At 71.3% G+C, this 18579-nt stretch carries 13 protein-coding genes; 5 read left to right on the forward strand and 8 right to left on the reverse strand.

Annotation, left to right across the window (positions count from 1 at the left end):
- The first annotated feature begins 53 nt into the window (after positions 1 to 53).
- On the forward strand, positions 54 to 1184 hold the full coding sequence (gene dusB, locus ACKTSN_RS31615; RefSeq protein WP_409472225.1) for a tRNA dihydrouridine synthase DusB: 1131 nt from the start codon (positions 54 to 56) through the stop codon (positions 1182 to 1184).
- Here the strand turns inward: dusB and ACKTSN_RS31620 are convergent, their stop codons facing one another.
- The 3 genes from ACKTSN_RS31620 to ACKTSN_RS31630 all read right to left on the reverse strand — a co-directional run bounded on the left by ACKTSN_RS31620 (position 1185) and on the right by ACKTSN_RS31630 (position 6424).
- Positions 1185 to 2915, reverse strand: coding sequence for a CDP-alcohol phosphatidyltransferase (locus ACKTSN_RS31620; RefSeq protein WP_409472226.1), 1731 nt, complete (start codon positions 2913 to 2915; stop codon positions 1185 to 1187).
- Positions 2916 to 3038: 123 nt separating this feature from the next.
- Positions 3039 to 4976, reverse strand: coding sequence for an amylo-alpha-1,6-glucosidase (locus tag ACKTSN_RS31625; RefSeq protein ID WP_409472227.1), 1938 nt, complete (start codon positions 4974 to 4976; stop codon positions 3039 to 3041).
- Positions 4973 to 6424 carry an MGH1-like glycoside hydrolase domain-containing protein gene (locus tag ACKTSN_RS31630; RefSeq protein WP_409472228.1) on the reverse strand — a complete coding sequence of 484 codons (1452 nt, stop codon included), beginning with the start codon at positions 6422 to 6424 and terminating at the stop codon, positions 4973 to 4975. The genes ACKTSN_RS31625 and ACKTSN_RS31630 overlap by 4 nt, the downstream gene beginning before the upstream one ends.
- A gap of 124 nt (positions 6425 to 6548) precedes the next feature.
- On the opposite strand from ACKTSN_RS31630, the gene ACKTSN_RS31635 reads away from it, so the two are divergent.
- Complete coding sequence (locus tag ACKTSN_RS31635) at positions 6549 to 7757, forward strand: ROK family protein (RefSeq protein ID WP_409472229.1); 1209 nt, start codon at positions 6549 to 6551, stop codon at positions 7755 to 7757.
- Positions 7758 to 8171: 414 nt separating this feature from the next.
- Positions 8172 to 10922 (forward strand): pyruvate, phosphate dikinase, encoded by a 2751-nt coding sequence (ppdK, locus tag ACKTSN_RS31640; RefSeq protein WP_409472230.1) that lies wholly within the window; start codon positions 8172 to 8174, stop codon positions 10920 to 10922.
- A gap of 127 nt (positions 10923 to 11049) precedes the next feature.
- On the opposite strand, the gene ACKTSN_RS31645 is transcribed toward ppdK, so the two are convergent.
- The 5 genes from ACKTSN_RS31645 to ACKTSN_RS31665 form a co-directional block, all read right to left on the reverse strand.
- Positions 11050 to 11463: an excalibur calcium-binding domain-containing protein gene (locus ACKTSN_RS31645; RefSeq protein ID WP_409472231.1), complete on the reverse strand. Its 414-nt coding sequence runs from the start codon at positions 11461 to 11463 to the stop codon at positions 11050 to 11052.
- A gap of 162 nt (positions 11464 to 11625) precedes the next feature.
- The gene (locus ACKTSN_RS31650; RefSeq protein WP_409472232.1) at positions 11626 to 12060 is read right to left on the reverse strand and encodes a TIGR03668 family PPOX class F420-dependent oxidoreductase; all 435 of its coding nucleotides are present in this window, start codon (positions 12058 to 12060) and stop codon (positions 11626 to 11628) included.
- 120 nt (positions 12061 to 12180) lie between these two features.
- On the reverse strand, positions 12181 to 13125 hold the full coding sequence (locus ACKTSN_RS31655; RefSeq protein WP_409472233.1) for an SMP-30/gluconolactonase/LRE family protein: 945 nt from the start codon (positions 13123 to 13125) through the stop codon (positions 12181 to 12183).
- A gap of 183 nt (positions 13126 to 13308) precedes the next feature.
- On the reverse strand, positions 13309 to 14832 hold the full coding sequence (locus tag ACKTSN_RS31660; RefSeq protein WP_409472234.1) for an ATP-binding protein: 1524 nt from the start codon (positions 14830 to 14832) through the stop codon (positions 13309 to 13311).
- On the reverse strand, positions 14829 to 15608 hold the full coding sequence (locus tag ACKTSN_RS31665; RefSeq protein ID WP_409474969.1) for a response regulator transcription factor: 780 nt from the start codon (positions 15606 to 15608) through the stop codon (positions 14829 to 14831). The genes ACKTSN_RS31660 and ACKTSN_RS31665 overlap by 4 nt, the downstream gene beginning before the upstream one ends.
- 224 nt (positions 15609 to 15832) lie before the next feature.
- On the opposite strand from ACKTSN_RS31665, the gene ACKTSN_RS31670 reads away from it, so the two are divergent.
- Both ACKTSN_RS31670 and ACKTSN_RS31675 read left to right on the forward strand, forming a co-directional pair.
- Positions 15833 to 16450 carry a carbonic anhydrase gene (locus ACKTSN_RS31670; RefSeq protein ID WP_409472235.1) on the forward strand — a complete coding sequence of 206 codons (618 nt, stop codon included), beginning with the start codon at positions 15833 to 15835 and terminating at the stop codon, positions 16448 to 16450.
- The gene (locus ACKTSN_RS31675; protein ID WP_409472236.1) at positions 16447 to 18339 is read left to right on the forward strand and encodes a SulP family inorganic anion transporter; all 1893 of its coding nucleotides are present in this window, start codon (positions 16447 to 16449) and stop codon (positions 18337 to 18339) included. The genes ACKTSN_RS31670 and ACKTSN_RS31675 overlap by 4 nt, the downstream gene beginning before the upstream one ends.
- The last annotated feature ends 240 nt before the right edge of the window (positions 18340 to 18579 follow it).

Genomic DNA, 18579 nt, shown 5'->3' on the forward strand with positions numbered 1-18579 from the left:
TAGTGCGGCTAACTAATGAGTTTTACACACTCATCGCACGGCACAATGGAGGGATGTCCACGCCCCTGCAGATCGGCCCGCACACCGTCCAGCCGCCCGTCGTCCTGGCCCCCATGGCCGGGATCACCAACGCGCCCTTCCGCACCCTGTGCCGGGAGTTCAGTGGCGGCAAGGGCCTGTTCGTGAGCGAGATGATCACCACTCGGGCGCTGGTCGAGCGCAACGAGAAGACCATGCAGCTGATCCACTTCGACGCGACCGAGCGGCCGCGTTCGATCCAGCTGTACGGCGTGGACCCGGCGACCGTCGGCAAGGCCGTCCGCATGATCGCGGAGGAGGACCTCGCCGACCACATCGATCTGAACTTCGGCTGCCCGGTCCCCAAGGTGACGCGCAAGGGCGGCGGTTCCGCCCTCCCGTACAAGCGCAACCTGCTCCGCGCCATCCTGCGCGAGGCCGTCAGCGGGGCCGGCGATCTGCCGGTGACGATGAAGATGCGCAAGGGCATCGACGACGACCACATCACCTACCTGGACGCCGGCCGTATCGCCGTCGAGGAGGGCGTCACCGCCATCGCCCTGCACGGCCGTACCGCTTCCCAGCACTACGGCGGCACCGCCGACTGGGACGCCATCGCCCGGCTGAAGGAGCATGTGCCGGAGATCCCCGTGCTCGGCAACGGCGACATCTGGTCGGCCGAGGACGCACTGCGGATGGTGCGGGAGACCGGCTGCGACGGGGTCGTGGTGGGGCGCGGGTGCCTCGGGCGGCCGTGGCTCTTCGCCGACCTGGTCGCCGCCTTCGAAGGACGGGCCGACTTCCGTGAGCCCACCTTGCGCGAGGTCGCCGACGTCATGGTCCGGCACGCCACCCTCCTGGGTGAGTGGATCGGCGACGAGGCGCGTGGCGTCATCGACTTCCGTAAGCACGTCGCCTGGTACCTCAAGGGCTTCGCGGTCGGCTCGGAGATGCGCAAGCGACTCGCGATCACCTCTTCCCTGGAGGAACTCCGCTCCGGGCTGGACGAGTTGGACCTCGACCAGCCCTGGCCCACCGGCGCCGACGGCCCTCGCGGCCGTACGTCCGGCAACAACCGGGTGGTGCTCCCGGACGGCTGGCTGAAGGACCCGTACGACTGTGCGGGGATCAGCGAGGACGCGGAGCTGGACACCTCCGGCGGCTGATCACCCGCTGGGCTTGGAGCCGTACGCCGTCAGGAACCGGTCCCGGAAGTCGCTCATCTTCCACACCGGCGCGTCCTGGTCCGGCTTCAGGCCGTCCGTCCAGCCCCAGCCGGAGATCTTGTCGAGCACCTTCGGGTCCTTGGCGACGATCGTGATCGGCACGTCCCGGCTGGCGCGCTGTCCGCTGACCCGGGCGATGGGCTGGTGGTCGCCGAGGAAGACCAGGACGGTGTCCTCGGTGCCGTAGCGCTCCAGCCACTGGGTGAGGCTGGTGAGCGAGTACGCGACGGACTTGCCGTACTCCTCCTTGGACCGGTTCGAGTCGGCGATCACCTCGGAGGGGTCGGTGCCCGCCTTCTCGATGCCGTCGAAGACCGAGCCGTCGCCCAGCTCGTCCCAGCCGACCATCTTCGGAATCGGCGCCCACGGCTGGTGACTGGACGTCAGGATGATCTCCGCCATCAGCGGCTGGTCGCGCTTCTTGCCGTGCTCCAGTCGCTGGAACGCCTCCAACGCGTACTGGTCCGGCATCGTCGACCAGCTGAACTTCGGCCCCTTGTAGCCGAGATGGAAGGCGTCGTAGACGTTGTCCAGCCCGTAGAACTTCGCCTCCGGCCAGCCCTTCTGCACACCCGGCACCACACCGACGGTCCGCCAGTCGCCGGTCTTCTGGAAGGCCTTGGTGAGGGTGAGGTGGTCGCCGGAGGTGACGGTGCGGAAGCGCTGCTGGCTGCTGATCCACAGGCCCGACAGGAACGTGGAGTGCCCCAGCCAGCTGCTGCCCCCGTAGGTCGCCGAGGTCAGCCAGCCGCTCTTCGCGGCGTACCCCGCCTCGGTCAGCGCCTTGTCGCTGGTGTCCAGGGACTTCAGCACGCCGGGCGAGATCAGCGGGTCCTCGAGCGCGCTGCGGCCGTAGCTCTCGATGAACGTGAAGAGGACGTCCTTGCCGCGCAGGCCCGGCACCAGCTGGTCGCCGGGCGTGCTGCCGAAGACGTCCTCCTTCGCCTCCCGCTCGAACGCCGCCTCGTCGCGCAGCGTGGTCTGCACCCGCCGCGCCTGGATCTCCAGCAGCGCCGCCGCATGGTCGGAGGCGATCGGCAGCCCGGCGAACTGCACGCCCAGCGCATACGCCAGCGTCCATACGACGGCGGCGGCGAGCGTCGAGCGGACGGCGACGGTGCGATGCCGGACGAGCAGGTTGCTCAGCCGGACCGTCGCCAGCGTCATGACCGCGAACAGCAGCACGACGAGCACGATCGCGCCGATGGCCAGCCCGGTTGCGCCCGCCCCGCCCATGGTGTCCTTCATGTAGGACTGGGCGTCGTCGAGCAGACCCCAGTCGAGGACGAGGTTGAAGCCGCGGCCGAGGTATTCGTTGAAGCCCATGTCGAGCAGGTTGAGCACGGTCAGCGCGGCGAGCCCGACCCCGGCGACGGTCGCCGCCACCAGCCGCGGACGGCGGGGCAGCACGAGCAGCACCGCGGCACCGATGATCGCCTCCACCGGGATCCGCACGAACTTGCCCCACGCGAGGGCGGCGAGGGTGTTCGGCACGAGCAGCGCGAACAGGACCAGGGCGACGGAGAGGGCGGTCGCGGTCCAGCGCAGGGCGCGGGCGGCGGCGGGGTGGCCGGCGCGCCAGCGGGCCAGGCGGCCTTCGGGGGCGGGGAGTTCCGAGGTGTTGGGGGCGTCGTCGGTCGTGTGCTGCGGTTGACGCGTGAAGACAGCCACCCGGGGGTCCCTCCGTACGAAAGCACTGTGAAGCGGCGGACCCGGCGTGGGGGAACGGGCCCGCCGCACTGTCGTACGGCTGGACACCGGACTCCGTTCACCGGTTCCGTCGGGAACCTGCGGTTACGCGCCTCCGACCGCCGTGAGCAGCGCCAGCGGTGCCGCCGCCGACCGGGACTCCCGTTCGCACGCGTGCGGATACGGCACCGGCTCGGCATGCGTGTCCCGGCCGTACCCGGCGAGCACCTCCGGCAGCCGGTGCCCGGTCACGGTCGCCGCGTCGACCAGGGCGTGGGCGACGGTGCGGGCCTCGTCGTGCAGGCCGTAGCGGGCCAGTCCCAGCGTGATCAGCGCGTTGTCGTGCGGCCAGACCGAACCGCGGTGGTACGACAGCGGGTGGTACGCCGGCTGCCCGGCCGCCAGCGTGCGCACCCCCCAGCCCGAGAAGAAGTCGGGTTCGAGGAGCCGCCGGCCGACGAGCTCGCCGTACTCCTTGTCCAGCAGCCCCGACCAGAGCAGATGCCCGGCGTCCGACGCCAGCGCGTCCACCTGGCGCCCGTCGCCGTCGAGCGCGAGCGCCGGGAAGGAGCGGTCCGGCATCCAGAAGTCCCGCTGGAAACGGTCCCGCAGATCACCGGCCGCCTGCTCCAGCAGCGCCGCGTACGTCTCGTCGCGCCACACCGCACGGGCCAGCCACGCCGTGCGGCGCAGCGCGTCGTACGCGTAGCCCTGCGCGCCCGCCGCCATCACCGGCCCGGTCGGCCGGGTGCCGTCGGCGCAGCAGATCGCGCCGGGGGAGTCCTTCCAGTTCTGGTTGGCCAGGCCGCCCTGGTCGGCGCGGTAGACGAGATAGCCGCGCGAGGTCAGCCCGCCGTGGTCCAGCATCCAGCCGACCGCCGCGCGGGCGTGCTGCTCCAGCCGGCGGGCCGGCCCGGTGTCCCCGGTCTGTTCGACGTACGCCCCGAGCAGGACGAGGAACAGCGGGGTCGCGTCCACCGAGCCGTAGTAACGCCCGTACGGCACCTGCCCGAAGTGGGCCAGCTCGCCGCCCCGCACCTCGTGCACGATCTTGCCGGGCTGGGCGACCGACTCGGCGTTCGTCCCGGTCGCCTGGGTCGCGGCCAGCGCCGGGAGCGTGGCGGCGGCGAGCTGGGGCCGGTACGGGAGGGCGAACAGGGAGGTGAGGAGGGCGTCGCGGCCGAGCAGGGTCAGGAACCAGGGCGCTCCGGCGGCCGGGACGCGCAGCTCCTCGCCGTCCGGTCCGATGGCCGGTACCTGCAACGCGGCCAGGTCGGCGAGGCCGCGCGCACAGGCCGCCGCCAGTTCCGGCCAGCCGGTCGGGAAGGCGATGCCCTCGACGAACCTGCCCTCCTTGTCGAGGAGTTGCTCGGTGACGGCGGCGGGGGAGCGCGGTACGCGCAGCGCCCGCTTCTCGCCGTGCGGGCGCGCCACGACCCGCAGGGTCAGCTCCGCCGTGCCGTGCGGTTTTAGGTCGAGGGTCCAGACGAGGCGGCGCGCGCCGGTGCCGGTCTCCTCGACGGCGTCCGGCGGGGGTTCGGTCGTCACCGTCGTACGGGAACGCCACTCGCCGCGCTGGTAGGTGAACTCCACGCCGTCGTCGAGGACCTGGCGGGAGCGCAGGGCGCCGGGCTTGGTGTAGGTGCGGTGGTCCGAGCGCAGTTCGAACTGGTCGGTGAAGTCGGCGTCGGCGGTGATGGCGAGGCGGATCGTGGTCGGCACCGGGCGGTTGCTGGTGACGCGCAGCGACTCGACGAACGAGCTGTCCCCGACGGCCTGTTCACGGAAGAGCGCGTACGCGGCCGGCTCCTGGCGGCCGCCCCGCGGGACCAGCACACAGCGCGTGGTGTCCCCGCCGGTCACGGGGCTCAGGGCCTCCGGCACGGCGCCGTCGACCGTGAGCTGCCAGCGGCTGAGGTGTCGGCCGTCGCGCACGAACAGCCCGTCCGGGGAGCTGCCGCTCCGCACACCGCTGATGTCCCCGCTGTCGCCCACGGCGGCGAACGTCCCGCCGTGCACGAGCAGATGATGCCGGTTCGTCATCCCAGGTCCCCTCCCTTGGCTCCGTTGGTTGCGTCGGCCGCCTTGGCTTCCAGCAGGTCGAGTGTGAGCGCGGCGGTCCAGCTGAAGCCGGTGGCCCCGCAGGCCGCGCCGGTGTACGGGTCCACGTACTCCGCGAACCCGGACGTGTCGGCGGTGTCGAGCATCGCCTCGCGCAGCGCGCCGGCCCGCTCCGTCTCGCCGTGCACCCTCAGGCCCCGCTCCAGCAGCCAGCTCGTGTTGAACCAGGCCGGGCCGCGCCAGTACCGGTGCGGATCGAAGGCCTCGCCGAGCAGGTCGTAGCTCGGCACGAGCCGGGTGCCGGCGCCGAAGTGCGGGCCGGCGAGCGTGCGCACGAGGGCGGCGACGACGGCGCGGGGGAGGGTGGGCAGGAGGAGGGGGACGAGGCCGGAGACGCTGCGTTCGGGGATCAGGTCGCCGCTGCGGGCGTCCTGGCTGCTGCGGGTGTCCTGGCCGTTTCGGATGTCCCGGCCGTTTCGGATGTCCCGGCAGAAGAACATCCCCTCGGCCGGGTCCCACAGCCGGTCGATGAGGACGCCCGTCAGGCGCTCCGCGCGGGCCTGCCGGGCCGTGCCTGTCGCGCCCAGCTCGCGGGCGATGCGGGCCAGCGAGTGCTCGGAGGCGATCAGCAGTGCGTTGAACGCCGGGTCCTCCACGGCGAACGCGCTGCCCCCGTCGGCGTAACCCCGGTCCCGGTAGTCCGTCGCCAGCCGCACATACCGCCCGTAGTCGAGGTCCGTCGGCCGGTCCTCGGGCGCGCCGTGGGCGAGGTCGGCGCGGCGGAAGGAGCGGGCGGGGGCCGGGGTGACACGGGCGAGCGGGGCGTCCCAGCAGGGGCTGTTGTCCATCCCCTGCTCCCACGGGTGCACGACCGACGCGAGCCCGCCCCCGCCCAGGTCACGCCGGTGCAGCAGATAGCGGTGCCAGGCCGCCAGTCGCGGATACACCCCGGCGAGGAAGCCGCGCGCCCGCGACAGCCCCGGGTCGGCGCAGTGCACCAGCCAGGCCGCCAGCGCGTGCACCGGTGGCTGCACGATGCCGGAGGTCTGTACGGTGCGCGGGGCACCCGCAGCGCGTCCCGCGGTCGAGGAGCGCCAGAAGTCGGGGCTCGGGAAGTACGCGTCCAGCGGCACGGAGGGGTTGAAGACGATGTGCGGGATCCGCCCGTCGCCCCACTGCGCGGCCAGCAGCGTCTCCAGCTCCGTCTGGGCCCGTAACGGCGACAGATGCCGGAGCCCGATCGCGATGAACCCCGAGTCCCAGGACCACTGGTGCGGATACAGGCCGCGCGAGGGCACCGTCGACGTTCCGGTCCAGTTGCCCTCCAGGACGCGCGCGGCCCTGAGATGCGGCGAATCCGGTGCCGGGCCCGGATCGTATACAACCTCCCGCGTGGCGGGACGGAATGTGAGCTGGGCAGTGCGATCCACTCGGGGCTCCCCGAAAGACGTCCAGGCGACCGGTTTGACCATCGCTACCATAGAGTTACGTCCATTTAACACGCAAAACCCAATATGTAATGCAGGGTTGAGAAACGCAAGGGGGTGCGCAGGTATGGCTGGACGGAGCGCGAGCCAGGCGAGCGCCGGGGAACTGCTCGAGCTGGTGCGCAGCGGCCGCGCCACCACCCGTGGTGCGCTCCAACAGGTCACCGGCCTCTCCCGCGCCACGGTCGGCCAGCGCCTGGAGCGGCTCTTCCGCGCGGGCTGGCTGCGCGAGGGCGCCGGCGGCCCGGTCGACTCCCCGCTCGGCGGCCGGCCATCCATCACCCTGGAGTTCGACGACGCCCACGCGATCGTCCTCGCCGCCGACCTCGACACCCGGCACGCGCGTGCCGCCGTCCTGACGCTGGGCGGCGAGATCCTCGCCGAGCACGGCGGCACCCTGGTCATCGAGGACGGCCCGGAGCCGGTCCTCGGTGAGCTGGGCCGCTGGTTCGCGGAGCTGCTGGAGAAGACCGGGCGCGGTGCGCAGGAGGTCTGCGGCATCGGTCTCGCCGTGCCGGGCCCGGTCGACAGCGAGAGCGGCCGGGTGATCCAGCCCCCGATCATGCCCGGCTGGGACGGCTACGACATACGCGGCCGCCTGGCCAGGGCGTTCACCGAGCACACCGGCGCCGGTGAGGTGCCGGTCCTGGTCGACAACGACGCCAACCTCATGGCGTACGGCGAACAGCGCACCGGCTACCCGGACTGCTCGGCGTTCGTGCTGGTCAAGGTGTCGACGGGCATCGGCGCGGGCGTCGTGGTGGACGGCTCGCTGTACCGGGGCATCGACGGCGGCGCCGGGGACATCGGCCACATCAGGGTGCCGGAGGGTGCGGATGCGCTGTGCCGCTGCGGCTCCTACGGCTGTCTGGCCGCCGTCGCCAGCGGGGGTGCCGTGGCCCGGCGGCTGGCCGAGGCCGGGGTGCCGGCCGCCTCCGGCGCAGATGTGCGGGACCTGCTGGCGGCCGGGCATCCGGAGGCGACGGGGCTGGCGCGGGAGGCCGGGCGCCGGGTCGGGGACGTACTGGCGACGGTCGTGACCCTGCTGAACCCCGGGGTGCTGATGATCGCGGGCGACTTGGCCGGAACTCCCTTCGTCACCGGCGTACGGGAGCTGCTGTACCAGCGGGCGCTGCCGCGCTCCACGGCCCGGCTGGACGTCGTGACCTCTCGGCTGGGGGAGCGGGCGGGGCTGGTGGGGGCGGGGGCGCTGGTCGTGGAACACCTGTACGCGCCGGAGCGGGTGGAGGAGCGGCTGCGGGCGCTCGGGGTGTGACTGTGTGACGCTCCGGTTGCGGTCTCTCGCGGGCGTCCGCATGGTGAAATCTCGCCCCCTGTGGCAGCGTGATTCTCGCCACCCTTGATAAGGGTCGCGCTCAGATGAGCGGATCATGCGCGACTGCACTTCTCCAAGGGGTGGCACTGAGTGCCACCCCTTGATCGTTCATCGATCGAAATCAGACGTGCTGTAGACCGCTCATGCGAGCGAGAATCCCGGCCTCTGGGGAGGCGTGCGTTCAAGAAGTGAAAACATCTGCCCGCCACCGCTTACCAAGCTTTGACTTTCGATCCGGTGGCGGACGCCTGGTTACAGGCGCATGACGGGCAAGTGGACGTACCCAGGCGCCTTCGATCTGGGTATGTTCCTCGCCGTCAGGGCAGCCACCGCGTCCTCAAGGAGTTGGGACCCGTGTCGGAAAACAAAGATCCCCACGTAGCAGCTCAGGCTGGTTCGAGCGTTGAGGGCGTGAAGTTCGTTTACGACTTCACCGAGGGCAACAAGGACCTCAAGGACCTCCTCGGCGGCAAGGGCGCGAACCTCGCCGAGATGACCAACCTGGGCCTCCCCGTCCCGCCCGGCTTCACCATCACCACCGAGGCCTGCAAGGTCTACCTCGACAGCGGCGAGGAGCCGGCGGCACTGCGTGACGAGGTGAGTGCGCACCTCGACGCGCTGGAGCAGCGCATGGGCAAGAAGCTGGGCCAGGCGGACAACCCTCTGCTCGTCTCCGTCCGCTCCGGCGCGAAGTTCTCCATGCCCGGCATGATGGACACGGTCCTCAACATCGGCCTGTCCGACAAGTCGGTGCAGGGCCTCGCCAAGCAGGCCGGCGACGAACGCTTCGCCTGGGACTCCTACCGCCGCCTCATCCAGATGTTCGGCAAGACCGTCCTCGGCGTCGACGGCGACCTCTTCGAGGAGGCGCTGGAGAAGGCCAAGGAGGCCAAGAAGGTCACGGTCGACACCGAGCTGGAGGCCGCGGACCTGAAGAAGCTGGTCACCCGCTTCAAGAAGATCGTCAAGACCGAGGCCGGCCGGGACTTCCCGCAGGACCCCCGCGAGCAGATGGACCTCGCCATCAAGGCGGTCTTCGACTCCTGGAACGGCGACCGCGCCAAGCTCTACCGCCGCCAGGAGCGCATCCCGCACGACCTGGGCACCGCGGTCAACGTCTGCTCCATGGTCTTCGGCAACCTGGGCCCGGACTCCGGCACGGGCGTCGCCTTCACCCGCGACCCCGCCTCCGGCCACCAGGGCGTCTACGGCGACTACCTCCAGAACGCCCAGGGCGAGGACGTGGTGGCCGGCATCCGCAACACGGTCCCGCTCGCGGAGCTGGAACAGATCGACAAGCAGTCGTACGACCAGCTGATGCAGATCATGGAGACGCTGGAGAACCACTACAAGGACCTCTGCGACATCGAGTTCACCATCGAGCGCGGCCGGCTGTGGATGCTCCAGACCCGCGTCGGCAAGCGCACCGCGGGCGCCGCCTTCCGGATCGCGACGCAGCTGGTCGACCAGGGCCTGATCGACGAGGCGGAGGCGCTCCAGCGGGTGAACGGCGCCCAGCTCGCGCAGCTGATGTTCCCGCGCTTCGACGAGAACGCGAAGGTCGAGCAGGTCGGCCGGGGCATCGCGGCGTCGCCGGGTGCGGCGGTCGGCAAGGCGGTCTTCGACTCGTACACCGCGGTGAAGTGGTCGCGTTCCGGCGAGAAGGTCATCCTGATCCGCCGTGAGACGAACCCGGACGACCTGGACGGCATGATCGCGGCCGAAGGCATCCTGACGTCCCGCGGCGGCAAGACCTCCCACGCGGCCGTGGTGGCCCGCGGCATGGGCAAGACCTGTGTCTGCGGCGCGGAGGAGCTGGAGGTCGACACCAAGCGGCGCCGGATGACGGTGCCGGGCGGGCATGTGGTGGAGGAGGGCGACCTCATCTCCATCGACGGCTCCAGCGGCAAGGTGTACCTCGGTGAGGTGCCGGTGGTTCCGTCTCCGGTCGTGGAGTACTTCGAGGGCCGGATGCACGCGGGTGCCCAGGACGCCGACGAACTGGTCGAGGCCGTGCACCGGATCATGGCGTTCGCCGACCGCAAGCGGCGCCTGCGGGTGCGCGCCAACGCGGACAACGCCGAGGACGCGCTGCGCGCCCGTCGCTTCGGCGCCCAGGGCATCGGTCTGTGCCGTACGGAGCACATGTTCCTCGGCGACCGCCGTGAGCTGGTCGAGCGCCTCATCCTGGCCGACACGGAGGCCGAGCGCGAGGAGTCCCTGAAGGAGCTGCTCCCGCTCCAGAAGCAGGATTTCGTGGAGCTGTTCTCGGCGATGGACGGCCTGCCGGTGACGATCCGTCTCCTCGACCCGCCGCTGCACGAGTTCCTGCCCGACATCACCGAGCTCTCGGTCCGCGTCGCCCTGGCGGAGTCCCGCCAGGAGCCGCACGAGAACGAGCTGCGCCTGCTCCAGGCGGTGCACCGTCTGCACGAGCAGAACCCGATGCTGGGTCTGCGCGGCGTACGCCTCGGCCTGGTCATCCCGGGGCTGTTCACGATGCAGGTCCGGGCGATCGCCGAGGCCGCGGCCGAGCGCAAGAACGCCAAGGGCGACCCGCGCGCCGAGATCATGATCCCGCTCGTCGGCACGGTCCAGGAACTGGAGATCGTCCGCGAGGAGGCCGACCGGGTCATCGCGGAGGTCCAGGCGGCGAGCGGTACGGAACTGAAGCTGGCGATCGGCACGATGATCGAACTGCCGCGCGCAGCGCTGACCGCCGCTCAGATCGCCGAGGCGGCGGAGTTCTTCAGCTTCGGCACGAACGACCTGACGCAGACCGTGTGGGGCTTCAGCCGCGACGACGTGGAGGCCAGCTTCTTCACCGCATACCTGGAGAAGGGCATCTTCGGCGTCAGCCCCTTCGAGACCATCGACAAGGACGGCGTGGGTTCGCTGGTCGCCGCCGCCGCGAAGGCCGGCCGCGAAACCCGCCCCGACCTCAAGCTCGGCGTCTGCGGCGAACACGGCGGCGACCCCGAGTCGGTCCACTTCTTCCACGAGGTGGGACTGGACTACGTCTCCTGCTCACCGTTCCGGATTCCGGTGGCGCGCCTGGAGGCGGGCCGGGCGGCGTCCCAGTCCCAGGGCAGCGACCACCGCTGACCCACCGACCCCGGAGCCGCCGCTGATCCCCGACCCTCACCGATCCGGCGGCGGCTCCGGCACGCAGGAAGAGGGGGCGACACCCTGTGCGGAGGGTGCCGCCCCCTTTGCCGTGCCTAGGGAGTGGTCAGCGGGCGTCGCGGCGCCTGCGTGCCACGAAGAGCACGCCGCCCCCGGCGAACAGGACGGCCGCGCCGCCGCCCGCGATGTACGGGGTGGCGCTGCTGCCGCCGGTCTCGGCCAGGTCGGTGTCCTCCTGCCCCCCGGCGTCGGAGGATGCGCCCTGACCGTCGTCGGTGCCGTCGTCCTCGGCGGGCGCGAAGTCCGCGGGCGGCCGGTCGCAGCCGACGCCGTCCCCGTCGCGGTCCAGGTGGTCGCCGTAGTGCTCGTCGCCCTCGAGGATGTTGGCGTACCCGTTCTCGTACGCCTCGGTGCAGTTCTTGAACGGATGACTGCTGTCATGGGCCTCGGCGGTGGCCGGCAGAGCGGCCAACGCCAGCGCGGCGACGGCCACGGCGGCAGGTTTGCGGAACGAGTACACAGGGAGCCCCCCAGCTTCATGCGGATGCCCATGCGCACGATCACGGAGAGGCGATCGGCGTGGACAGCGAGGTGATGAAGGTATGGGAGGGCCTGGTTGATACTGCGGCGAAATGACGGACCCGTGATGCGAACGTGACGTGACCGGACGGTAGCTCTCCGCTCACGAAACGGCATTCTGTGAACGAGCCGCCCAGCCGCTCCACCGCTCCACCCGAACGGCGACCACAGGGCCCTGCGGAGGGGAGTCCTGGTACTGCCCGTACTTGCCGCACAGCAACTCCACCGCCGAAAGCCGTTCCCGCCCGTCCTCCAGTACCTCCCCGCGCCCGTCCGCACGGGCCCACCACAGGCTCGACCAGTCCTCGTCGTAGTGGTCGACCAGCACCGCCACCGAAGGGTTTTCCCGGATGTTGCGCAGGCGGCGCAGGTCCCACGTGCTCTTGGGTTTGTGGTCGACCGCGAAGTAGACGACGTCCTCCAGGACAGCGAAGGTCACGGGCACCACATGGGGGACTCCCCTGACATCGGCTGTCGCAAGCCGGGCAACGGGCGCCCCGACAAATCGCTCCCGGGCGACGAGCGGCGAAAGCTTCATGCGTCCCACGGTACGAGGATCAAGGGGTGCCTCGGGGCGCCGCGTGCGCGGTGATATGCGCGTGGGGCAGCGCGCCCCCGGGCCTGGGTGGCGGCTCCCCCCGTCTCCGCCGGTCTGGGGTCAGAGGGAGACCGCCACCCCGTTGAACGTCGTCTCCGGTGTCTGCGGGCTCGTGAAGCGTGCGTTGACCAGGTACAGGCGGTTGCCGTAGCGGGCGGCCGTGCTGGGGACGTCGAAGCGGGGGTCCGTGATGGTGCGGCGGAGGGTCGCGGTGCGGAGCGTGCGGTCGAGGTCCCAGACGCTGATCAGGTTGAGGCGGTTCTGGACCACATACAGCGTGTGGCCGATGCGGACCAGGCCGTCGCCGTTCACCACCGAGTCCGCGCCGGAGAGAGTGATCTGCTTCGCCTCGCCGGTCTTCAGCGAGACGTGGTAGAGCGTGCCCGGCGCGCTCTTGACGACGATCAGGCCCCGGCCGTCCGGCGTGCCGACGATGCCGTTGGCGTTGTTGACGTCGGGCAGCTGGACCCAGTCGCCGGTCAGCGGCAGGACGCGGACCTCGCCGGAGTGGCCGCGCCGTACGCCGTAGAGGATCGGGTTGCGGGAGTCGGTGAACCATGCGCGGTCGCCCTGCAGGATCACATCGTTGATGAACGTCGGTGTGGACGTGGTGAGTTGATACGTCCTCAGCAGTTCGCCTGTGCGGGAGTCGACGATCCTCGCCGTACCGCCTCCTCCACCGGCCATGTAGAGCAGGCCGTCGCGGTCCAGCTTCAGGCCGATCGTCGCTGTGCCCGTGGCGCCGGGGTAGAGGACCCTGCCCTCGCCGGTGCGCAGGTCGGTGCGGTAGACGGCGCCGTTGGCGCGGGAGCCCATGTAGGCGTACGGCCTGCTGCCGATGGTGATGCCTTCGGGGAGCCAGCCGTCGGGGAGCGGGAACTCCGTCGGCCAGGTGGTCTTCGTGCCGGCCTCAGCCGTGCCGGTTCCGGCCGCCATCGAGAAGGCGGCCAGCGCGGCACCGCCGAGTACGGTGCGCCGGGAGGGGCGGGGGTCGTTCCGCGTCATGGTTCGAGCCTCCGTGAAGCGTGGGGTGAGAAGGGTCGGTGGGACTCGTTCAAACTCGTTGAAACTCGATGTAACTCGATGGATTCGGGGAGCACGACCGCCCTGGCGAACTCGACAGGAATTCGACAGTCGGTGGCCAGGAGTTGCCATGTGTCCCACCGGCCCCTTCACACCCCCAGGGTGCTACGAGCGGAACGGCCCCGTCACCTCGGGGAGCGAGGTGGACAGGTCGTGGCCGGGTCGTGCCGCGTCGGCGTATACGGGGGTGGGGCGGCGTGGGCGTACGGGCGGGGGCTCCGCGGACGGCAGGCGGACCACTGCGTCCAGGCCGCCGGTGGCCGCCGGGCGCAGGCTCACCTCGCCGCCGCTGGCGTGGGCGAGGCGCTGGACCAGGGACAGGCCCAGGCCGGTGCCGCCCTTCGGGGCGCCGGGCGCGCGCCAGAAGCGGTCGAAGGCGCGGGCGCGCTGTTCGGCCGTCATGCCGGGGCCCTCGTCGGTGACGTGCAGGTCGACCCAGCAGGGGCGGCTGTCGCGCAGTGGGCGGCGGGCCGGGGTGTGCAGCCGCAGCTCCACGGTGACCGTGCTGTCGGCGGGGGAGGCCCGCAGTGCGTTGGAAAGGAGGTTGTCGAGGATCTGCTCGACGGCGCCGGGGACGGCGAGTACCGGGCCCACGCTGCCGGCGAACAGGACGAGGGAGACGCCCTCGCGTTCGAACAGCGGCAGCCAGGCGCTGTGCCGTTCTGCGCACACCTCGCCCACGTCGACCGGGTCGGGTGTGGCCGCGTCCTCCTCCAGGCGGGCCATCGCCAGCAGGCCCTCGACCATCCGGGCCAGCCGGTCGGTCTCGGTGATGGCGGCGGCGAGGCGGGGCCGGGCGCGCCGGGCGACGGCCGGTTCCAGGTTCTCCAGGCGCAGTCGGAGGGCAGCCAGGGGGGTCTTCAGCTGGTGGGAGGCCTCGCCGGCGAAGGCGCGCTGGGAGGCGAGGAGGTGTTCGAGGCGGGCCGCGGTGCGGTTGAAAGCGGCTGCCAGGCTGCGTACCTCCGGTGGGCCCGACGTGACCGGCACCGGGGCGGCCGGGCCGCCGTCGGCGAGTCGGTGCGCGGCCTCCTCCAGCCGCCGGAGGGGGCGGCCCGCCCAGCGTGCGAACGCGAACGCCACCGCCCCGACGCCGGTGAGGACGGCGAGGCCCACCAGGGCCAGCAGCAGCCACACCCGGTGTACTCGGGCGTGTACCGCGTCCGTCGGCAGGGTGATCCGTACCGCGCCCTGCGCCGAGCCGTCGGGCGCGCGGTGTCCGACCGGGGCCGCGACCGACAGGTAGTGCACGCCGTCGATCGTGGAGGCGTGTACGTCCGTGGAGGGCCTGCCCTGCAGCGCCGCCGTGACCTCGGGGCGGGTGGCGAGGTCGCGTTCCTCCGCGTCGGACAGCCGGGGTGCGGCGGCCAGCAGGGTGCCGTCCGCGGCGAGGACGACCACCTGTCCGCCGATGCGTTCGGCACAGTGCTCGGCCCGCTCGGCGAGCTGGTCGCGGCGCCGGGCGGCGACCGACAACTCGGCGTACGCGGCCACCGAATCGGCCTCGCTGTTGGCGGAGTTGACGATCCGTTCGCGCTCGGCCCGCGTGTAGACGAACCCCAGGGGAATCTCCAGGCCGAGCAGGACGAGCGCGGCCAGGCTGAGGTGGCTCAGCAGCAGTCGGCGGGTCATGAGGCGGTGGGACCGTGCGGGGGGTCCGGTGCGGGGCTGCGCACGGCGAGCCGGAAGCCGACGCCCCGCAGGGTCTGGATCCACGCCGGGTGGCCCAGCTTGCGGCGCAGGGTGGCGACGTGCACGTCCAGGGTCTTGGTGGGGCCCTCGTAGTGGTCGTCCCATACCCGGTTGAGGATCTCCTGTCGCGAGTACACCGCTCCGGCGTCCTCGGACAGCAGCGCCAGCAGTTCGAACTCCTTCGGCGTCAGCGTGACGGGCACGTCCCCGACCCACACCTGCCGGGTCCGCCGGTCCACCACAAGGGGGCCGGCTGATGCGGGTGGGGTGTCGTCCGCCGGATCGGTGTACGGCGTCTCGTGGCCGGCCGACTCGCCCTCGTACGACGACTGCTGCGCGTACGGGTTGGCGGCGGGCGGCAGTCGGTGGCGGCGGTGCGCGGCGCGGATCCGGGCCACCAGCTCCCGTACGCTGAACGGCTTCGCCAGATAGTCGTCGGCGCCCAGCTCCAGACCCAGCACCCGGTCGGCCTCCTCACCCCGCGCGCTGAGGATGATGACGGGGACGTCGGAGGACCGGCGGATGCCGCGGCAGACGTCGATGCCGTCCATGTCCGGCAGGCCGAGGTCGAGCAGCACGACATCGCCGTACGGTCCTGCCAGTCCCTCCGCACCGGTGGCGACGTGGTGGACCGTCAGGCCGAAGTGCCGCAGTCCGTCGGCGAGCGGTTCGGCGATCGACTCGTCGTCCTCGATGAGCAGCACTCGTACGCCCATGGCGTCCTGTCTCTCCATAAAAAATCCGGACAACACGAATCCCTTGCTGTGGGAGTCGACACGCTACAAGGAAATGCACACGCGGGTGTCCTGATCCCGGCCTTTGTGAAATGGCCCTCAGAAACCGCTTGTGCTTCTTTTCCTTGGGGTTCGCTTAACCTTCCTCTGGGGTACGCCCCCCTACCTTCGTGACTCCTGGTCGGAATCAGTGTCAGGGAGGCATGGTGAAGGCGTTGCTGGACCGCGCCCGCTCGTTCAGGCGACGGGTCGACTTCGAGGGCGACGAATACCGGAAACTGGCCGTCGGGCAATTTCCCGAGGCCTTGTTCATTACCTGCTCGGACTCGCGGGTGATTCCCGCGTTGATCACCGGAGCGCGGCCCGGGGAGATATTCGAGCTGCGCAATGCGGGCAATATTGTGCCGCCGTACGACGAGCAGGGCGCGGCCTCCGGCGAGGCCGCCACCATCGAGTACGCGCTCGAAGTGCTGGGCGTTCAGGACGTCGTGGTGTGTGGCCATTCCCACTGCGGGGCCATGAGCGCGCTCACACACGGCACCGATCTGTCCGGGCTGCCGCGCGTCGACGCGTGGCTCGAGCATGCGCGGCCGGGGCTGGAACCCGTACTCGGCGAGGTGGGACGGCGGTCGGGGGATCCGACGCTGCGCGAGGTCGTGCAGCTCAACGTCCGCAATCAGCTTGCCGTGCTGCGCGGGTATCCGGTCGCCCGGCGGCTGATCGACAGCGGGCGGCTGCGGCTGCACGGCTGGTACTACGAGATCGACACCGGCACGGTCCACGAGTTGGACGAGGACGGCCGGTTCCGGGTGCACGGGTCATGAGTGGGGCGCATGCCCGGCGGGCCGCCGGGCCACGGAAGGGCGGCTCCGGCCCCCGGAAGGGCGGCTCCGGCTCCGGCGTCGACCTCGGCACCGAGATCACCGCCTCGCTCGTGGTGTTCCTGGTGGCGCTGCCGCTGTGCATCGGCGTCGCGGTCGCCTCCGGGGTGCCGGCCGAGCTGGGGATCATCTCCGGGGTCATCGGCGGGCTGGTGGTCGGTGCGATCCGGGGAAGCACCCTCCAGGTCAGCGGTCCGGCGGCAGGGCTCGCCGCCCTCGTCGCGGAAACCGTGCTCGAACACGGCGTGGCCATGCTCGGAGTGATCGTCCTGTTCACCGGCATCCTCCAGATCGTGCTGGGGCTGGTGAAGCTCGGCCGGATGTTCCAGGCGATCTCCCTCGCCGTCGTCCAGGGCATGCTCGCCGGCATCGGGCTGCCGCTGATGTTCAGTCAGCTGTATCCGATGTCCGACGCGAAGGCCCCGGGCACGCCGTTCGAGAACATCGCCGGCGTCCCCGGGCTGGTCGCCGACGTCGCCGCCGATCCGCAGGCGATGACCGCGGCCGGGCTCGGCGTCGTCACGATCGTGCTCAGTTTCGTCTGGAAGAAGGTGCCGGGCCCGGTCAGGAAGATCCCGGCCGCGCTCGTCGCCGTCGGCATCGGCATCGCGGTCGCCGCACTGCCGGGCGTGAACGTGAAGACGCTCCAGGTCGGCAACCTCGCGGACGCGGTCGACATGCCGGGGCCGGAGCAGTTCGCGGGGCTCGCCGACGCCGGGATCATCACCGCGATCCTCACCTTCACGGTGATCGCGTCGGCGGAGAGCCTGTTCACCGCGGCGGCCGTGGACCGTATGCACACCGGGCCGCGCACCAAGTACAACACCGAGCTCATCGCCCAGGGCGCCGGCAACACCGTCGCCGGCGTGCTCGGCGCGCTGCCCATCACGGCGGTCGTCGCCCGTAGCTCGGCGAACGTCCAGGCCGGGGCGAAGACCCGGATCTCCCGCACCCTGCACGGGCTGTGGCTGCTCGCCTTCGCACTGCTGCTGCCGCAGGTCCTCGCGCTGATCCCGATCTCGGTGCTCGCGGGGGTGCTGGTGCACAGCGGCTGGAAGCTGTTCGCGCCGGACGAGTTCCCCCGGATGTGGCGCCAGGACCGGGGCGAGTTCGCCGTCATGACGCTGACCACCCTCGTCATCACGGCGACCGCCCTGCTGGAGGGCGTCCTCGTCGGCCTCGCGGCCGGGGTCGTGCTCGCCGCGCTGCGGATGTCCCAGGCGGTCGTACGGCAGCACATCGAGGAGGACACCGCCAAGGTCGTCATGGCCGGCAATGCGACGTTCCTGCGGCTGCCGCGGCTGATCGAGGCCCTGGAACAGGCCGCCGCCTCGGGCAAGCCGCGCATCCGGCTCGACCTGCTCGGCGTGACCCACCTGGACCATGCCTGCCGCACGCAGATCGACGAGTTCGTGAGCCAGCAGCGGGGGGCGGGGCTTCGGGTGGAGCTGCTGATGCCGGAGCTGACGGACACGGGGGTGCGGGTGCCGGAGGCGAAGGACGCGGGGGAGAGGGTGGCGGGCTCGGTCGGCGCGGGGGCCGAGGCGGTGGAGTATCCCGGCGCAGCGGGCGTCCCCACGGGGCATCCTGGCGCGGCAGGTGTGCCGACGGGGCATCCTGGCGCGGCAGGTGTGCCGACGGGGTATCCGGACGCGGCAACCGGGCCGGTCGGCTATCCCGATACGGCAACCGGGCCGGTGGGCTATCCCGACGCGGTAAGCCTGCCCGCTGCCTATCCCGGCGCGGAGTCCTCACCCGCCCCGAGCGCCACGGCCGAGTGGTTCTACCTGGACACGCGCCCCCTCCCGGAAGCGAGCGACCGCGTGGGCTGAACCTGGGCTGAACGTGGGCCGAACCAACCGAGGGCTCCGCGGCGGCCGGTGACAAACCGGCCCCCGGAGCCCCAGGGCGTGTCCGACGGATCATGCCGGAATCGCGGGGCCTGGCACGCCCATCTGCGGCGTTGTCGTCGGTCGCCGACGCTCCGCGTCGACTCCCTCCTCCGCCTTGCAACTGGACGCGCCAGGCCCCGCTCACCTGCGCTGATCGGTCACCGTCCATCGGAGCCGGCC

The organism is Streptomyces flavusporus (assembly GCF_046267975.1).
GTDB lineage: Bacteria > Actinomycetota > Actinomycetes > Streptomycetales > Streptomycetaceae > Streptomyces > Streptomyces flavusporus.